The 17,123-nt window shown below is 71.2% G+C and carries 12 protein-coding genes; 9 read left to right on the top strand and 3 right to left on the bottom strand.

The window, feature by feature from the left end; all coding sequences use genetic code 11:
* Window positions 1-119 precede the first annotated feature (119 nt).
* The 9 genes from ACFVXA_RS10785 to ACFVXA_RS10745 all read left to right on the top strand — a co-directional run bounded on the left by ACFVXA_RS10785 (window position 120) and on the right by ACFVXA_RS10745 (window position 9,457).
* Window positions 120-803 carry a response regulator gene (locus ACFVXA_RS10785; protein ID WP_362016945.1) on the top strand — a complete coding sequence of 228 codons (684 nt, stop codon included), beginning with the start codon at window positions 120-122 and terminating at the stop codon, window positions 801-803.
* Window positions 804-1,098: 295 nt separating this feature from the next.
* A complete protein-coding gene (locus tag ACFVXA_RS10780) occupies window positions 1,099-3,837 on the top strand; it encodes a DNA translocase FtsK (RefSeq protein WP_383740459.1) in 2,739 nt (912 codons plus the stop codon).
* A gap of 265 nt (window positions 3,838-4,102) precedes the next feature.
* Entirely contained in the window at window positions 4,103-4,954 is an 852-nt protein-coding gene (locus tag ACFVXA_RS10775; protein ID WP_362016949.1) for a RodZ domain-containing protein, read from the top strand.
* 92 nt (window positions 4,955-5,046) lie between these two features.
* Window positions 5,047-6,522, top strand: a complete 1,476-nt coding sequence (gene rimO, locus ACFVXA_RS10770; RefSeq protein ID WP_383740457.1) for a 30S ribosomal protein S12 methylthiotransferase RimO — start codon at window positions 5,047-5,049, stop codon at window positions 6,520-6,522.
* Window positions 6,519-7,241, top strand: a complete 723-nt coding sequence (pgsA, locus tag ACFVXA_RS10765) for a CDP-diacylglycerol--glycerol-3-phosphate 3-phosphatidyltransferase (protein WP_383906485.1) — start codon at window positions 6,519-6,521, stop codon at window positions 7,239-7,241. Before rimO ends, pgsA begins: the two co-directional genes overlap by 4 nt.
* Window positions 7,238-7,783 carry a CinA family protein gene (locus ACFVXA_RS10760; protein ID WP_362016955.1) on the top strand — a complete coding sequence of 182 codons (546 nt, stop codon included), beginning with the start codon at window positions 7,238-7,240 and terminating at the stop codon, window positions 7,781-7,783. The genes pgsA and ACFVXA_RS10760 overlap by 4 nt, the downstream gene beginning before the upstream one ends.
* A gap of 109 nt (window positions 7,784-7,892) precedes the next feature.
* The gene (locus ACFVXA_RS10755) at window positions 7,893-8,270 is read left to right on the top strand and encodes a helix-turn-helix domain-containing protein (RefSeq protein ID WP_037620346.1); all 378 of its coding nucleotides are present in this window, start codon (window positions 7,893-7,895) and stop codon (window positions 8,268-8,270) included.
* A gap of 349 nt (window positions 8,271-8,619) precedes the next feature.
* On the top strand, window positions 8,620-9,090 hold the full coding sequence (locus ACFVXA_RS10750) for a DNA starvation/stationary phase protection protein (protein WP_362017600.1): 471 nt from the start codon (window positions 8,620-8,622) through the stop codon (window positions 9,088-9,090).
* Window positions 9,091-9,187: 97 nt separating this feature from the next.
* Window positions 9,188-9,457, top strand: coding sequence for a hypothetical protein (locus tag ACFVXA_RS10745; protein WP_362016958.1), 270 nt, complete (start codon window positions 9,188-9,190; stop codon window positions 9,455-9,457).
* Between the two features lie 454 nt (window positions 9,458-9,911).
* Here ACFVXA_RS10745 and ACFVXA_RS10740 read toward each other — a convergent pair whose 3' ends face one another.
* The 3 genes from ACFVXA_RS10740 to ACFVXA_RS10730 all read right to left on the bottom strand — a co-directional run bounded on the left by ACFVXA_RS10740 (window position 9,912) and on the right by ACFVXA_RS10730 (window position 16,828).
* A complete protein-coding gene (locus ACFVXA_RS10740; RefSeq protein WP_362016960.1) occupies window positions 9,912-10,673 on the bottom strand; it encodes an SDR family NAD(P)-dependent oxidoreductase in 762 nt (253 codons plus the stop codon).
* A gap of 32 nt (window positions 10,674-10,705) precedes the next feature.
* Entirely contained in the window at window positions 10,706-11,548 is an 843-nt protein-coding gene (locus ACFVXA_RS10735) for an Fpg/Nei family DNA glycosylase (protein ID WP_383740450.1), read from the bottom strand.
* Window positions 11,549-11,725: 177 nt separating this feature from the next.
* A complete protein-coding gene (locus ACFVXA_RS10730; protein ID WP_390024641.1) occupies window positions 11,726-16,828 on the bottom strand; it encodes an ATP-dependent helicase in 5,103 nt (1,700 codons plus the stop codon).
* Window positions 16,829-17,123 lie beyond the last annotated feature (295 nt).

Below are 17,123 nucleotides of genomic sequence, written 5' to 3'. Positions count from 1 at the left end.
TGACAGGGTGTGGCGACAGGCGGGGTGCGGCTACCATGACCGGCACAAGGACGGGCGGCGCAAGGGAGTCGTCCCCTGGGGCGGCGCCCGGTGCACTGCCGGGGCGAGGAGGGCGGGCCATGGTGCAGAAGGCCAAGATCCTCCTGGTCGATGACCGGCCGGAGAATCTGCTGGCGCTGGAGGCGATCCTCTCCGCGCTCGATCAGACACTGGTGCGGGCATCGTCCGGGGAGGAAGCGCTCAAAGCACTACTCACGGACGACTTCGCGGTCATTCTGCTGGACGTCCAGATGCCGGGTATGGACGGTTTCGAGACCGCCGCGCACATCAAGCGGCGAGAACGGACCCGGGACATCCCGATCATCTTCCTCACCGCCATCAACCACGGCCCGCACCACACCTTCCGGGGGTACGCGGCCGGTGCGGTGGACTACATCTCCAAGCCGTTCGACCCATGGGTGCTGCGTGCGAAGGTCTCCGTCTTCGTCGAGCTCTACATGAAGAACTGCCAACTCCGGGAGCAGGCGGCCCTGCTGCGGCTCCAGCTGGAGGGTGGCGGCAAGGCGGCGCTCGGCGAGGCCAAGGAGCCCGCCGGCCTTCTCGCCGAACTCTCCGCGCGGCTCGCGGCCGTTGAGGAGCAGGCCGAGGCGCTGTCCAAGCAACTCGACGACGACTCGGCGGACGCGGCGGCGGTGGCGACCGCGGCCCATCTCGAACGCAAACTCACGGGTTTGCGCAGAGCCCTGGACGCCTTGGAGCCGGGCACGGGGAGCGGGGCATCTTCGGTGCCGTCGCAGAACTGAGGGTCGCCGAGCTGTCCCTCTCGCATGAGACGACGTCAGGCGGTCTCTCATGCGCGAGTCGGCGTCAGCTGGTCTCTCATGTGCGAGTCCTCGGCTGGTCTCTCATGCGCGAGTCGATGTCGGGCGGTCTCTCATGCGCGGGTCGGTGTCGGGCGGTCCCTCGTGTGCGGGTCGGCGTCAGTTGGTTCATCTCGCGTGAGACGACGTCAGTTTCGTGCCACGGCAAGGGCGACACGAACGGGTGAAGCAGTAGGCACACGTGTCCGCTGTCGTCTCCACCGGTAACCTCACACACATGGCCTCACGTCAGTCCGCAGCCAAGAAGCCGCCCGCGAAGAAGGCGGCCGCTCCGACGAAGGCTCCGGCGAAGAAGGCCCCCGCGAAAAAGGCAGCCGCCAAGAAGGCGCCCGCCAAGAAGACCGCGGCGAAGAAGCCCGCTCCCGCGCCGGCGCCCAATCCGACCGCGGGCGTGTACAGACTCGTACGCGCCGTGTGGCTGGGCCTCGCGCACGCCGTCGGAGCGATGTTCCGCGGCATAGGGCGGGGCGCGAAGGGGCTCGACCCGGCGCATCGCAAGGACGGGGTCGCGCTCCTGCTGCTCGGTCTCGCGCTGATCGTCGCGGCGGGTACGTGGTCCAACCTGCGCGGCCCCGTCGGCGACCTCGTCGAGATGCTGGTGACCGGCGCCTTCGGCCGCCTCGACCTGCTCGTCCCGATACTGCTCGGCGTCATCGCGGCCCGGCTCATCCGGCACCCCGAGCAGCCCGAGGCCAACGGCCGCATCGTGATCGGTCTGTCCGCGCTCGTGATCGGCGTGCTCGGCCAGGTCCACATCGCGTGCGGGGCGCCCGCGCGCAGCGACGGCATGCAGGCGATAAGGGACGCCGGCGGACTCATCGGCTGGGGCGCTTCCACCCCGCTGACCTACACGATGGGTGACGTCCTCGCCGTACCGCTCCTCGTGCTGCTCACGATCTTCGGGCTGCTGGTCGTCACGGCGACCCCGGTCAACGCGATTCCGCAGCGGCTGCGGCTGCTCGGCCAGAAGCTCGGTATCGTCCAGGACGACCTCCACGATGACGACCTCGGCGAGGATGACGAGCGCTACGACGAGCAGTGGCGCGAGGCGCTTCCCGCGGGCTCGCGGAGGCGCTCGCGCGCCCCTGAGGCGTACGACCCCGACAGCGCGGAGCACGAGGCGCTCACCAAGCGCCGGAGCCGCCCTCGGCGGCCCGCCGTGCAGCAGCCCGACATGCACCGGCCGATGGACGCGGTGGACGTCGCGGCGGCCGCCGCTGCCGCGCTCGACGGAGCCGTCCTGCACGGGATGCCGCCCTCGCCGCTGGTCGCCGACCTGACCCAGGGCGTCTCCGTGGAGCGCGACGGGTACGAGGAGACGACGCCGGTACCGGCCGCTCGGGCCAAGATCACCAAGGGTGGCAAGCCGCCCAAGCAGGAGGCCCTGCCGGTCGAGTCCGTCGTGCCCGACCTCACCAAGTCCGCGCCCGACGCGCCGCGCGAGCTGCCTCCGCGCGCCGAGCAGCTCCAGCTCTCCGGCGACATCACGTACTCCCTGCCGTCGCTCGACCTTCTGGAGCGTGGCGGACCCGGCAAGACGCGCAGCGCCGCCAACGACGCGGTGGTCGCCTCACTCCAGAACGTCTTCATGGAGTTCAAGGTCGACGCCGCCGTCACCGGCTTCACCCGCGGCCCGACGGTCACGCGCTACGAGGTCGAGCTCGGCCCCGCCGTGAAGGTCGAGCGCATCACCGCGCTCACCAAGAACATCGCGTACGCCGTCGCCAGCCCCGATGTGCGGATCATCAGCCCGATCCCCGGCAAGTCGGCGGTCGGCATCGAGATCCCGAACACCGACCGCGAGATGGTCAACCTCGGCGACGTGCTGCGCCTCGCGGACGCGGCCGAGGACAACCACCCGATGCTGGTCGCGCTCGGCAAGGACGTCGAGGGCGGCTATGTGATGGCCAACCTCGCGAAGATGCCGCACGTACTCGTCGCCGGAGCCACTGGTTCCGGTAAATCCTCGTGCATCAACTGCCTGATCACGTCCGTCATGGTCCGGGCGACCCCCGAGGACGTCCGCATGGTCCTCGTCGACCCCAAGCGGGTCGAGCTGACCGCGTACGAGGGCATCCCGCACCTGATCACGCCGATCATCACCAACCCGAAGCGTGCGGCGGAGGCGCTCCAGTGGGTCGTACGGGAGATGGATCTGCGCTACGACGACCTCGCGGCGTTCGGCTACCGGCACATCGACGACTTCAACGAGGCCATCAGGAACGGCAAGGTGAAGCTGCCCGAGGGCAGTGAGCGCGAGCTCTCGCCGTACCCGTACCTGCTGGTGATCGTCGACGAGCTGGCCGACCTCATGATGGTCGCGCCGCGCGACGTGGAGGACGCGATCGTGCGCATCACGCAGCTCGCGCGCGCGGCCGGCATCCACCTGGTGCTCGCCACGCAGCGGCCGTCCGTCGATGTCGTCACCGGTCTGATCAAGGCGAACGTGCCCTCCAGGCTCGCGTTCGCCACCTCGTCACTCGCCGACTCGCGCGTCATCCTCGACCAGCCAGGTGCCGAGAAGCTGATCGGCAAGGGCGACGGGCTCTTCCTGCCGATGGGCGCCAACAAGCCCACCCGTATGCAGGGCGCCTTCGTCACCGAGGACGAGGTCGCGGCGATCGTCCAGCACTGCAAGGATCAGATGGCGCCGGTCTTCCGGGACGACGTCACCGTGGGCACCAAGCAGAAGAAGGAGATCGACGAGGACATCGGCGACGACCTCGACCTGCTGTGCGCCGCCGCGGAACTGGTCGTCTCCACGCAGTTCGGATCCACCTCGATGCTCCAGCGCAAGCTGCGCGTCGGCTTCGCCAAGGCCGGGCGCCTGATGGACCTCATGGAGTCCCGCGGCATCGTCGGCCCCAGCGAAGGCTCCAAGGCACGTGACGTTCTCGTGAAGGCCGACGAGTTGGATGGAGTGCTCGCAGTGATTCGTGGGGAAGCTGAAGCGTAAGGAAACGGGACAGGTCGGTCGCCCTTACGGGTGGGTTCGCGGGAACGGGGTAGTCGAACGTGACTCACCCGTAAGGGATCGTCGAGCAACCGTTTCCCTGTGTCGTACGTCAAGTTGAGCGAAGGGACACGCACATGTCCCATCATCAGGATGACCGGCCATTCTGATGGCGTACAAAGTCCTACCGCCCGGTTGCCCCACCCTTTCGCACCCCCCCTAGACTGAACCTCCAGCACAGGTGGCTACACGCTCGAAAGGCGCCCCCGTGTCCATCGGCAACTCCCCTGACGGCAACTCCCCTGAAGACGAGCGTCCGTTCGAAGACGACCGAGAGGCCGAGCAGGTCTCCATCGGCCGCGCCCTGCGGCAGGCGCGCATCGAGGCCGGGCTGACCGTCGACGACGTCAGTAACGCCACCCGGGTCCGTATCGCCATCGTCCACGCGATCGAGCAGGACGACTTCGCCCCCTGTGGCGGCGACGTCTACGCGCGCGGTCACATCCGGACCCTGGCCCGCGCCGTCCACCTCGATCCGGCCCCGCTGCTCGCCCGGTACGACGCCGAACACGGCGGGCGCCCCGCACCGACGCCGGCCGCCCCGCTCTTCGAGGCGGAACGTATCCGCCCCGAGCGGCGCGGACCGAACTGGACCGCCGCCATGGTCGCCGCGATCGTCGCGGTGATCGCCTTCGTCGGGTTCACCATGGTCAAGGGCAGCAGTGGGAGCGACACGAAGACGCAGGTCGCCGAGGGGTCCACGCCGACCACCAGCAAGCCCGTGACCAAGCCGTCCGGGAGCAAGCCCGCCGACCCGAAGCCGGCCCCGTCCGACAGCGCCATCGCGGCCGCCCCGCAGGACAAGGTCACCGTGCAGGTCAGCGCCGCGAACGGCCGCAGCTGGATCTCCGCCAAGGACCACAACGGACGCATGCTCTTCGACGGGCTGCTGAAGCAGGGCGAGTCCAAGACCTTCCAGGACAGCTCGAAGATCAACCTCATCCTCGGCGACGCCGGCGCCATCCAGCTGTACGTCAACGGCAAGAAGATCGAGGACGCCTTCCAGCCCGGCGCGGTCGAGCGCCTCACGTACACGAAGGGCGACCCCCAGGTCGGATAAACGGTCCGAAGGGGCAAGCAGGTACGGGGTTGGCCAAGATCGGCCAACCCCGTCGACGTGGGCTGTCAGAGAGACAAAGTAGTCTTGAGCCCATGCCTGAACGCCGTACCGTCGCACTCGTCACCCTTGGCTGCGCCCGTAACGAGGTGGACTCGGAGGAGCTCGCAGGCCGCTTGGAGGCGGACGGCTGGCAACTCGTGGAGGACGCCGAGGAAGCGGACGTCGCCGTCGTCAACACCTGTGGCTTCGTCGAGGCCGCCAAGAAGGACTCCGTCGACGCCCTCCTCGAAGCCAATGACCTCAAGGGACATGGCAGAACCCAGGCCGTCGTGGCGGTGGGCTGCATGGCCGAGCGGTACGGCAAGGAGCTCGCCGAGGCGCTGCCCGAGGCCGACGGCGTCCTCGGATTCGACGACTACGCCGACATCTCCGACCGCCTCCAGACCATCCTGAACGGCGGCATCCACGCCTCCCACACCCCGCGCGACCGGCGCAAGCTGCTGCCGATCAGCCCGGCGGAGCGCCAGGACGCCGGCTCCGAGGTGGCGCTGCCGGGCCATGGCGCCCCCGAGGACCTGCCCGAGGGCGTGGCGCCCGAGTCCGGGCCGCGCGCCCCCCTGCGCCGCCGTCTCGACGGCTCGCCCGTCGCTTCGGTGAAGCTCGCCTCCGGCTGCGACCGGCGCTGCTCCTTCTGCGCCATCCCGTCCTTCCGCGGCTCCTTCATCTCGCGCCGCCCCAGCGACGTACTGAACGAGACCCGCTGGCTCGCCGAGCAGGGCGTCAAGGAGATCATGCTGGTCTCCGAGAACAACACCTCGTACGGCAAGGACCTGGGCGACATCCGCCTCCTGGAGACCCTGCTGCCCGAGCTGGCCGAGATCGACGGCGTCGAGCGCGTGCGGGTCAGCTACCTTCAGCCCGCCGAGATGCGCCCCGGCCTCATCGACGTCCTGACCTCGACACCGAACGTCGCGCCCTATTTCGACCTGTCCTTCCAGCACTCCGCGCCCGACGTGTTGCGCGCCATGCGGCGCTTCGGCGACACCGACCGCTTCCTGGAGCTGCTCGACACCATCCGCGCCAAGGCCCCGCAGGCCGGCGTGCGGTCCAACTTCATCGTGGGCTTCCCCGGCGAGACCGAGGCCGACCTCGCCGAGCTGGAGCGCTTCCTGACGGGCGCGCGCCTCGACGCGATCGGCGTCTTCGGGTACTCCGACGAGGAAGGCACCGAGGCGGCCACGTACGAGCACAAGCTCGACGAGGACGTCGTCGCCGAGCGCCTCGCGCGCGTGTCCCGGCTCGCCGAAGAACTGGTCGCCCAGCGCGCCGAGGAGCGCGTCGGCGAGACCGTGCACGTGCTGGTCGAGTCGATCGACGACGAGGAGGGTGCGGTCGGCCGCGCCGAGCACCAGGCGCCCGAGACGGACGGCCAGGTGCTGTTCACGAGCGGCGAAGGTCTGACCGTCGGCCGTATCGTCGAGGCCAAGGTGGTCGGGACGGAAGGTGTCGACCTGGTGGCCGAGCCGCTCCTGGGCTCGCTCCCGTGTACTGAGGAGGCGGGCAGATGACCGGAGCCCCGGCATCCGCGGCGGGCGGCTCCCCCAGCGCGAAAGGTGCGGCGGGCGCCCCCGGCGCATCCGGTGCTCCGGGGGGCGGCAAGCCGGTGCGGACCGGGAAGCTGGGCGCTGCCGCCGTCAACCAGGCCAGCCTCTGGAACATCGCGAACATCCTGACCATGATCCGGCTCGTCCTCGTGCCGGGCTTCGTGGCGCTGATGCTCGCCGACGGCGGGTACGACCCCGCCATGCGCGCGTGGGCCTGGGCGGCCTTCGCCGTCGCCATGATCACCGACATCTTCGACGGGCATCTGGCGCGCACGTACAACCTCGTCACCGACTTCGGAAAGATCGCCGACCCGATCGCCGACAAGGCGATCATGGGAGCGGCGCTGATCTGTCTGTCCTCGCTCGGTGATCTGCCGTGGTGGGTGACGGGCGTGATCCTCGGGCGCGAGCTCGGGGTCACGCTGCTGCGCTTCCTGGTGATCCGGTACGGGGTCATCCCGGCGAGCCGCGGCGGCAAGATGAAGACGCTGGCCCAGGGCACGGCGGTCGGGATGTACGTGCTGGCACTGACGGGACCGCTGGCCACCCTGAGGTTCTGGGTGATGGCCGTGGCGGTCGTGCTGACCGTGGTCACCGGGCTCGACTATGTGAGACAGGCCATTGTGCTGCGCAGGCGCGGGATCGCCGAGCGGCGGGCGGCGGCCGAGGAGGCGGAGCGGTGAATTCCCTGGCCACTGAAGTGCTGCGACTACTCATGGTGAGGGGCGAGACGCTCGCCGTCGCCGAGTCGCTCACCGGTGGTCTGGTGGCCGCGGAGATCACCGCGGCTCCGGGTGCCTCCAAGGCGTTCCGGGGTTCGGTGACCGCGTACGCCACCGAACTCAAGCATGAGCTCCTCGGTGTCGATGCCACTCTGCTGGCCGAGCGCGGCGCGGTGGATCCGCAGGTCGCGGCCCAGATGGCGGCCGGAGCGCGCAAGGCGCTCGGCGCGGACTGGGGGATCGCGACGACGGGCGTCGCCGGCCCCGAGCCCCAGGACGGACAGCCGGTCGGCACGGTTTTCGTGGCCGTCGACGGCCCTTCTCAACCCTCTTTCCATCCCGCTGGTGGCGGGAAAGTGCTACCGCTGAGGTTGAACGGCGACCGGGCGGAAATCCGTATGGAGAGTGTACGGAGCGTACTCGCACTGCTCCTGAGGGAGCTGGCGGGCGAACAGACCGGGAATGAGCGGGCACAGGATACGGAACAGAACGGGGGGTTTTGATGTTTGCAGCCCTGAGTGAACACGACATCGCTCCCCGCACGGCCGCGGCGCAAGGCGGTACGGTGGGGCGTGAAGGATGCGGCTACGCGGTCCGAGGAGGGAGCCACCGATGATTCTGCTCCGTCGCCTGCTGGGTGACGTGCTGCGTCGGCAGCGCCAGCGCCAGGGCCGTACTCTGCGCGAAGTCTCCTCGTCCGCCCGAGTCTCACTCGGCTATCTCTCCGAGGTGGAGCGGGGGCAGAAGGAGGCATCCTCCGAGCTGCTCTCCGCGATCTGCGACGCGCTGGACGTACGGATGTCCGAGCTCATGCGAGAAGTGAGCGACGAGCTCGCCCTCGCCGAGCTGGCACAGTCGGCTGCGGCCACCGAACCGGTGCCCGCACCGGTGCGTCGCCCGATGCTCAATTCCGTATCGGTGACCGGTGTGCCACCGGAACGGGTCACGATCAAGGCGCCTGCCGAGGCGGTCGACGTCGTCGCCGCCTGACGCTCATGAGCCGGCGCTCATGAGCTGAGCGAGCGTGTGAAGCCCCGGCCGGGCTTCTCCAGGGACACCTGGAGGGGTACGGCCGGGGCTTTCGCGTGGGGCGGGTGTTTGACGGCCGTGGCATAGGTGTCCTGGATCGGCGTCCTGATGGGTGTCCCGATGGTGTCCCGGCGGGTGTCCCGACGGACGTCCCGACGGGTGTCCTGTATGGGTCCATTTGCCGGTATCTGGTGAGGCGGCCATGGTGGAGGGGCACGACGCGGACCGGTCGGCGGATCGCCGGATGGACGTCGTGTTCATCGCGATCACTGTGATCGTCATCGTCATCGTCGTAATCGGAGGATCCCGCATGTATGTCGTGAAGAGCCCGTTGTCCGACGCCGACCTGAAGACCGTGGCCGGGGCACTGCAAGGCGCGCTGGTCGATCTCGTGGACCTCTCCCTCGTGGCGAAACAGGTCCACTGGAACGTGGTGGGTCCGCGCTTCCGCTCCATCCACCTCCAGCTCGACGACGTGGTGGACAGCGCGCGGCTGCACTCCGACACCGTGGCGGAGCGCGCCTCGACGCTGGGTGTCCCGCCGGACGGCCGGGCCGCGACCGTGGCCACCAGCAGCGGAATCGGCGCGACGCCCGAAGGCTGGGTGAGGGACACCGACGCCGTGAAGACGCTTGTGGAGGCGCTGAGCGCGGTGATCACGCGCATGCGTGAGCGCGTCGCGGCGACCGCGGAGCCGGATCCGGTGAGTCAGGACATCTTCATCGGGATCACGGCCGACCTGGAAAAGCATCACTGGATGTTCCAGGCGGAGAACGGGTGACCGCCCGCGGGTGTCGCCCGGGATGCGCCTGTGTGCCGCTGGTGCGCCCTGTCGGGGCGTGAAGCGGCTGTCTAGCGTCGGGCTGGAGGTGGGCACCATGGCAGGGCGGATAGTGCGCTGGGGGGTCGCGCTGGGGCTCGGTGCGCTGTGGTGGTGGAGCGTGCTCCGGCTCGCACTGATGCCCGGCGCCGGCGTGCTGGAGGGGGCGATCGCGGCCGGGGGATGGGGGTTGAGCCTACTGCCGGTCCACTGCGCCCCGAAGGCGCGAGCGCCGGGGGCCGTGGGGTCGGACACCTGGCTCCAGTCCTGGCAGGAGGCTTGGCGGCGGAGGGGGGCGCGTCGGGGGCGTGTGGGGGGTGTGGGGTAGCGGGAGAGGGGTGAGGGGCGAGGGGGAGCGCTCGGGGGAGTGCCGGTTGGGCGTACGGGAGTGGGGGGCGCCTGGGGCGTGTGGAAGGGGAGCGGTGGCGCGCGGGGAGTGTGCGCGAGCCGGGGGCGTGGCGTGGGTGGGTGCCGGCGTGCGAGCCGGGGTGGTGCGGGCGGGTGTCGGTGTGTGGGTTCGCGCGGGCGCTTGCGGGCAGGGGTGCGTCGGCGCGCGAGGGGCGTGCGAGGGGTGTGGGGGCGCCCGGGGTGTACGGCAGCGGCGTGGGGAGTGTGAGGGCGCTCGGGCGTGTGGCGGGGGCGGGCGCCGCGCGCCGGATACCAGGGCGCTGGGGTGCTGGCAGGCGCTGGGGTGCTGGCAGGGGCCGGGGCGACGGCAGGGAGAGGGCGGTGGCAGGGGGAAACGGCGGTGGCGCGTGGGGGAGGGCTACCACGGCATGGCATTACCAAGGCATGGCTACGCCTCCGTTGGGGCGGAGGATCTGGCCCGTTGTGAACGTCGAGGCGTCGGAGGCCAGGTGCAGGACGGCGTGGGCGATGTCCTCAGGGTCGCCGACCCGGCCCAGCGGGGACAGCCGAGCCATGAACGCTTCCGTGTGCGCCTGCGCCTCCCCGTGACGGGCGGTCATCGGCGTACGGATCCAGCCGGGTGCCACCGCGTTGACGCGGATGCCGTGTGGGCCGACCTCGGTCGCCAGGGTCTTCGTCAACTGCACGACGGCCGCCTTCGCCACGCTGTAGCAGAACAGGCCAGGTCCACCGGTGTCTATGGCACCCGACGCCATCGTGACGATGCTGCCCCGAACACCCCTCGCGATCATGAGGTGGGCGGCTTCCTGGCAGGCGTACAGAACGCCCTTGAAGTTGACGCTCAGTACCCGGTCGAGGTCCTCGTCGCGGGTCTCCAGTACCGGGCTGCTGTGCATGATCCCGGCGACCGCCGCCATGATGTCGAGGCGTTCGCAGGACGCGACGGCCTGCTGGACCTGCGCGCGGTCGCTGACATCGAGCGGGTGGGTATGGGCGGTGCCGCCCTGGCCCTTGATCAGGGTGGCTGTCTCGTGCAGGCCCTGCGCGTCACGGTCCGCGCAGTGAACGGTGGCCCCCGCCTCCGCGAGCAGGACGGCGGAGGCGCGGCCGATACCGCTCGCGGCGCCGGTGACGAATGCGGTGCGTCCGGTGAGGTCGTACGCCTTGAGGGCCATGAAAGGACGGTACGAGGGTTTCTGACGGATCGTCAATTAGTTGTGCGTCGGGGACTCGTACGGAACGGGATGGCGCCCCGAGACGGTGTGGGCCCCGACTGGCACGTCGGACACCAGTAGGTGGGGCGCTCGCGGGACCCGTCGCCCTGGTTCGCCACGCGGATCGGCGTGCGACAGCGCAGGCAGGGCCGGGGGGTGCGGCCGTACACGAAGAGCTTCTGGTCGCGGCGGCCCGTGGTGACGCGGGCCGGGCGGTCGCGGTTGATCTCGAGGAGCTTCTTGGCGAGCGCCGACAGCTGGGCGGCGCGGTCGGCGGGCAGATCACCGACCGGGAGCCAGGGCGTGACGCCCAGGAGGAAGCACAGCTCGCTCTTGTACACGTTGCCGATGCCGGCGAGATTGCGCTGGTCGAGCAGGGCCTCGCCGAGCGGACGGCCCGGGTCGCGCAGAAGGTTCTCCAGGGCCTTGTCCGGATCCCAGTCCGGGCCCAGCAGGTCGGGCCCGAGATGGCCGATCGCGCGGTTCTCGTCGGTGGTGCGGAGCAGCTCCAGTACGGGGAGGCGGTAGCCGACGGCCGCGCCGTCCGCGGTGCCGAGGATGGCCCGGATCTGGTGCGTGGGGCCGCCGCTCCAGCGCTGGCCGTTCCCGTACACCTTCCACGCGCCGTCCATCCGTAGATGCGAGTGCAGGGTCAGCCCGCCCTCGATACGGGTGAGGAGATGCTTGCCGCGGGGGGTGACGTCCAGGACGGTGCGACCGGTGAGGTCGGCGGTGGCGTACTTGGGCACCCTCAGATCGGAACGGGTCAGCACCTTGCCCGCGAGGGCGAGGTGCAGCCGCCTCGCGACCTGCCAGACAGTGTCTCCTTCGGGCATGGGTCCAGGGTGGCACGGGTCGGGGGTGGTGGGCCGGGGCACTGGCGGGGCGTGGATGGGGCGGAACCGGAACGCGCCGGCAGCGCGGGACCGGAACACTGGCAGTGCGGGAGCGGAGCACTGGCGGGGCGGGAGCAGGGCTTCGGTCCGGGGGTGGTGGGCGTATCTGCGCGGGGCTCAGGCGCGGAGGCGCAGTCCTCGGGGGGTCGCGATGAAGCCTGCTCCTTCCAGCAGAGTGCCGATGGGGGAGGTGAGCGCTGAGGCGCCGTTGACGCGCTCCACCGTCACCGTACCGAGCGAGCCGGCGCGGGCCGCTGCCGCCAGGGCCTCCGCCGCGGTGCGCAGGCGTGCGTCCTCCGTGACCGTGCCCTCGGGGTCGGTGGGCCAGGCCAGCAGCGTCTTGCCGCCACGCTCCATGTACAGGGTGAGTTCACCGTCGACCAGCACGACCAGGGAGCCCGCCTTGCGGCCCGGCTTGTGACCCGCGCCGGTGGGGGGCTCGGGCCAGGGCAGGGCCGCGCCGTAGGCGTTGGCGGGGTCGGCCGCGGCGAGGACTACGGCTTGGGTGGTCGCGCGGGTGCGGGAGCGGTTGTTCGAGAAGCCGTGCCTGCCGGGGAACGCCGGCCCAGCGGGCGAGGCCGAGAAGGCGGAGTCGGCCGAGAAGGCGGGTTCGGCCGAGAAGGCGGAGTCGGCGGCGAAGGCGTGGTCGCCGTCGAAACCGGTGCCGCTCGCGAAGCCGTCGTCGGTGAAGCCGGGGCTTTCGTGGACGTCGGAACCATGGGGAGATCCGGAAGTCCCGGAGATGCCGGAACCTCCAGGAACGCCGGAGCCCTTGGGGAAGCCGTGGGCGTTGCCGAATCCGGAACTGTCCGGGAAGCCGTGGTCGTTCGTGAGCTGGTCGCCCTGGTCGCCCTGGTCGCCCTGGTCGCCCTGGTCGCCCTGGTCGCCCTGGTCGCCGTACGTGCGGCTGCTGTTGGCGGGGAATCCCTGCGAGCCCGGGAAGCCGTCCGAGAGGCTCGGATCGGGCAGGGCTTCGCCCCGGTCCCGGGCATTCGCCGCCGCGCGCAGGCGGTCCACCGCCCCGTCCATCGCGAACTGGGCGGCGCCGAGCCCTTCGACCACATAGCCGCGGCGCGCCTGGCCACTGTCCTCGAAGGCGGCCAGGATGCGGTACACCGCCGAGAAGCCGCCCTCGACGCCCTCCGCTGCGACCGCGCCCCGGGTCACCACGCCGTGCCGGTCGAGGAGGGTGCGGGCCAAGGCGTGGGCGCGCACGGTGGGATCGGCCTCGCGCCCGGGCAGCAGTGACCAGCGGCCGGCGACGGTCGGCGGGCCGGTACGGGACTGGGGACGCGCGGCGCCGGTCAGGGAGCCGTAACGCCCGCGGGGGACGGTGCGCTTGGCGCGGTGGGCCGTCGAACCGGCGGTGCGACCCGAGCCCAGGAGCGAGCGCATCGGGGCGAGCGTGTCGTTCGTCAGCCGTCCGGACCAGGCCAGGTCCCAGACGGCGTCGGCCAGTTGGGGATCGGTGGCTTCGGGATGCGTGGTGGCGCGCACCTGGTCGGCGATCTGGCGGAAGAAGAGGCCGTAGCCCCCGGACAGAGTGTCCAGGATCGACTGGTGGAGCGCGGTCAGCTCCAGGGGATGCGGGGCCGGCAGGAGCAGCGGAGCCGCGTCCGCCAGATACAGCGAGACCCAGCCGTCCTTGCCCGGCAGCGATCCCGCCCCGGCCCAGACCACCTCCCCGGCGGCCGTGAGCTCGTCGAGCATGGCGGGGGCGTACCCGCCGACCCGGGAGGGCAGGACGAGCCTCTCCAGCGCGGACGCGGGCACGGACGCACCTTGCAACTGCTCGATGGCGCGCACCAGTCCGTCGACGCCGCGCAGCCCGTGCCCGCTGCCCACGTGCTGCCACTGCGGCAGGAACTGCGCGAGCGCGGCGGGCGGCACCGGCTCCAGCTCGTGGCGCAGCGCGGCGAGCGAACGGCGGCGCAGTCTGCGCAGTACCGCCGCGTCGCACCACTCCTGGCCGATGCCCGCCGGATGGAACTCGCCTTGTACGACGCGGCCGCTCGCGGCGAGCCGGTGCAGCGCTCCGTCCGTGACGGCCGTACCGAGACCGAAGCGGGCGGCGGCCGTTGTCGAGGTGAACGGGCCGTGGGTGCGCGCATACCGGGCGAGGAGGTCGCCCAGCGGATCCTTGACCGGCTCGGTGAAGGCTTCCGGGACGCCGACGGGCAGCGCCGTACCGAGTGCGTCGCGCAGTCGGCCGGCGTCCTCGATCGCCGCCCAGTGGGCGGCACCGGCGATGCGGACGCGGATGGCGCGGCGGGCCGAGGCAAGCTCCTGAGCCCACTGCGGGTCGGCGCCCCGCTCGGCCAGCTCGGCGTCGGTGAGTGGGCCCAGCATGCGCAGCAGGTCAGCGACACCTTCGAGGTCCTTGACGCGACGGTCCTCCGTGAGCCACTGGAGTTCCCGCTCCAACTCGGCAAGCACGTCGGCGTCGAGGAGCTCGCGGAGCTCGGCCTGGCCGAGGAGCTCGGCCAGTAGCCGCGAGTCCAGCGACAGGGCGGCGGCGCGCCGCTCGGCGAGCGGTGAGTCGCCCTCGTACAGGAACTGGGCGACGTATCCGAAGAGCAGGGAGCGGGCGAACGGTGACGGCTCGGGCGTGGTGACCTCGACCAGACGCACCTTGCGGGACTCGATGTCGCCCATCAGCTCGGTGAGGCCCGGGACGTCGAAGACATCCTGGAGGCATTCGCGGACCGCCTCCAGGACGATGGGGAACGAGCCGAACTCGCTGGCCACCTCGAGCAGTTGGGCTGCGCGCTGCCGCTGCTGCCACAGCGGGGTGCGCTTGCCGGGGTTGCGGCGCGGCAGCAGCAGCGCGCGGGCGGCGCACTCGCGGAAGCGGGACGCGAAGAGGGCCGAGCTGCCCACCTGCTCGGTGACGATCTGGTTGATGTCGCCCTTGTCGAAGGCGACGTCCGCCGCGCCGACGGGCGCCTGATCCGCGTCGTACTCCGTACCCGCCTTCATGGGGGCCTGGTCGAGCAGGTCCAGGCCCATCAGGTCGGCGTCGGGCAGCCGCAGCACGATGCCGTCGTCGGCGTGCATGACCTGGGCGTCCATGCCGTAGCGCTCGGAGAGCTTGGCGCCCAGCGCGAGGGCCCAGGGGGCGTGGACCTGGGCGCCGAAGGGGGAGTGCACGACGACTCGCCAGTCGCCCAGCTCGTCGCGGAAGCGTTCGACGACGATGGTGCGGTCGTCCGGGATGTGCCCGCACGCCTCGCGCTGTTCGGCGAGGTAGGAGAGCACATTGTCGGCAGCCCAGGCGTCCAGGCCCGCGGCGAGCATCCGGAGCCGGGCGTCCTCCTTCGGAAGGGAGCCGACCTCGCGGAGGAACGCGCCGACCGCGCGCCCCAGTTCGAGCGGGCGGCCGAGCTGGTCGCCTTTCCAGAAGGGGAGCCTGCCCGGGACGCCGGGTGCGGGGGAGACCAGGACGCGGTCGCGGGTGATGTCCTCGATCCGCCAGGAGCTGGTGCCCAGCGTGAACACGTCGCCCACACGGGATTCGTAGACCATCTCCTCGTCGAGCTCGCCTACCCGGCCGCCGCCCTTCTTGGGGTCGGCCCCCGCGAGGAAAACTCCGAAGAGCCCACGGTCCGGGATGGTGCCCCCGGAGGTGACGGCGAGGCGTTGTGCGCCCGGGCGGCCGGTGACCGTGCCCGCGACCCGGTCCCACACCACGCGGGGCCTGAGCTCCGCGAAGGCGTCGGACGGATAGCGGCCCGCGAGCATGTCGAGCACGGCGGTGAACGCCGACTCCGGGAGCGAGGCGAAGGGGGCCGCCCGACGGACTGTGGTGAGCAGGTCGTCGACCTGCCAGGTGTCCAGCGCGGTCATGGCGACGAGCTGCTGGGCCAGCACGTCCAAGGGGTTGGCGGGGACCCGGAGGGATTCGATGGAGCCGGTGCGCATCCGCTCGGTGACCACCGCCGCCTGGACCAGATCGCCGCGGTACTTGGGGAAGACGACGCCGGTGGAGACCGCGCCCACCTGGTGACCGGCGCGCCCCACGCGCTGGAGTCCGGAAGCCACGGACGGCGGGGATTCCACCTGGATGACGAGGTCCACCGCGCCCATGTCGATGCCCAGTTCGAGGCTGGAGGTGGCGACCACTGCGGGCAGGCGGCCGGCCTTCAGGTCCTCCTCGACCAGGGCGCGCTGCTCCTTGGAGACGGAGCCGTGGTGGGCGCGGGCGATGACCGGCGGAGCCCCCTGGGCCGCCCCCGAGCCGCCCATCAGCTGGGCCGGCGCGTGGGCCTCCTCCAAGGGCTCGCCTGTCGCCCTCTCGTACGCGATCTCGTTGAGCCGGTTGCACAGGCGTTCGGCCAGACGGCGGGAGTTGGCGAACACGATGGTCGAGCGGTGGGACTGGACGAGGTCGGTGATCCGCTCCTCGACGTGCGGCCAGATGGAGGGCTTTTCCGCTCCCTCCTTGCCGTCGGCGGCCGGGGAGCCGCCCAACTCGCCCAAGTCCTCCACCGGGACGACCACGGAGAGGTCGAATTCCTTGCCGGACCGCGGCTGGACGATCTCCACCTTGCGGCGGGGCGAGAGATAGCGGGCCACCTCGTCCACCGGACGCACCGTCGCGGAGAGGCCGATGCGGCGCGCGGGCCTCGGCAGCAACTCGTCGAGGCGCTCCAGGGTGAGCGCGAGATGGGCGCCGCGCTTGGTGCCCGCCACCGCGTGCACCTCGTCCAGGATCACGGTCTCGATGCCCGTCAACGCGTCGCGCGTGGCCGACGTCAGCATCAGGAACAGTGACTCGGGGGTCGTGATCAGGATGTCCGGCGGGCGCGTGGCCAGCGCGCGGCGCTCGGCGGGCGGGGTGTCGCCGGAGCGGATGCCCACCTTCACCTCGGGCTCGGGCTGCCCGAGCCGCACCGCTTCCTGCCGGATGCCGGTCAGCGGGCTGCGCAGATTGCGCTCCACGTCCACCGCGAGGGCCTTGAGCGGCGAGACGTACAGCACCCGGCAGCGCTTCTTGGGGTCCGCCGGCGGTGGAGTCGAGGCCAGCTGGTCGAGCGCGGCGAGGAACGCGGCCAGCGTCTTGCCTGAGCCGGTAGGGGCGACCACCAGCACGTCCGAGCCCTCGCCGATCGCCGCCCACGCCCCGGCCTGGGCCGCGGTGGGCGCGGAGAAGGCCCCCGTGAACCAGCCGCGGGTCGCGGGGGAGAAGCCGTCCAGGGCTCGGTGTGCGGAGCTGACCATGCGTCCATCCTGCACCCGCCCACTGACAACGGCTCTGACCTGCACATATGTCAGGGAGGGTGGGGCATGCCCCCGAATCGACGGGGAGTGGGCGGCTTCGGCCGGGGGAGGAGAACGGTGGGGATGGGGGCCGGTGGCCTGTGCTCCGGGGCGGGTGGCTGGCCGCCTGTGATCCGTGGCTGGTGCCTGGTGCCTGGTGCCTGGTGCCCGGAGGCCGGAGGTCGGAGAAGCCCGTGACCGGGACCGGTGACCGGGATGCGGTATCGGCCGCCGACCAGCGCCGGCGAGGGCTCCT

Origin of the sequence: Streptomyces sp. NPDC058246 (assembly GCF_042881985.1) — a bacterium.
Taxonomy (GTDB): domain Bacteria; phylum Actinomycetota; class Actinomycetes; order Streptomycetales; family Streptomycetaceae; genus Streptomyces.
This window is presented reverse-complemented; position numbering and strand designations above follow the sequence as displayed.

Bases quoted from the DNA above. Each gene is read 5' to 3' on its own strand.
- ACFVXA_RS10785 (WP_362016945.1), top strand. From the start codon at position 120: ATGGTGCAGAAGGCCAAGATCCTCCTGGTCGATGACCGGCCGGAGAAT.
- ACFVXA_RS10780 (WP_383740459.1), top strand. From the start codon at position 1,099: ATGGCCTCACGTCAGTCCGCAGCCAAGAAGCCGCCCGCGAAGAAGGCG.
- rimO (WP_383740457.1), top strand. From the start codon at position 5,047: ATGCCTGAACGCCGTACCGTCGCACTCGTCACCCTTGGCTGCGCCCGT.
- pgsA (WP_383906485.1), top strand. From the start codon at position 6,519: ATGACCGGAGCCCCGGCATCCGCGGCGGGCGGCTCCCCCAGCGCGAAA.
- ACFVXA_RS10755 (WP_037620346.1), top strand. From the start codon at position 7,893: ATGATTCTGCTCCGTCGCCTGCTGGGTGACGTGCTGCGTCGGCAGCGC.
- ACFVXA_RS10750 (WP_362017600.1), top strand. From the start codon at position 8,620: ATGTATGTCGTGAAGAGCCCGTTGTCCGACGCCGACCTGAAGACCGTG.
- ACFVXA_RS10745 (WP_362016958.1), top strand. From the start codon at position 9,188: ATGGCAGGGCGGATAGTGCGCTGGGGGGTCGCGCTGGGGCTCGGTGCG.
- ACFVXA_RS10740 (WP_362016960.1), bottom strand. From the start codon at position 10,673: ATGGCCCTCAAGGCGTACGACCTCACCGGACGCACCGCATTCGTCACC.
- ACFVXA_RS10735 (WP_383740450.1), bottom strand. From the start codon at position 11,548: ATGCCCGAAGGAGACACTGTCTGGCAGGTCGCGAGGCGGCTGCACCTC.
- ACFVXA_RS10730 (WP_390024641.1), bottom strand. From the start codon at position 16,828: ATGGTCAGCTCCGCACACCGAGCCCTGGACGGCTTCTCCCCCGCGACC.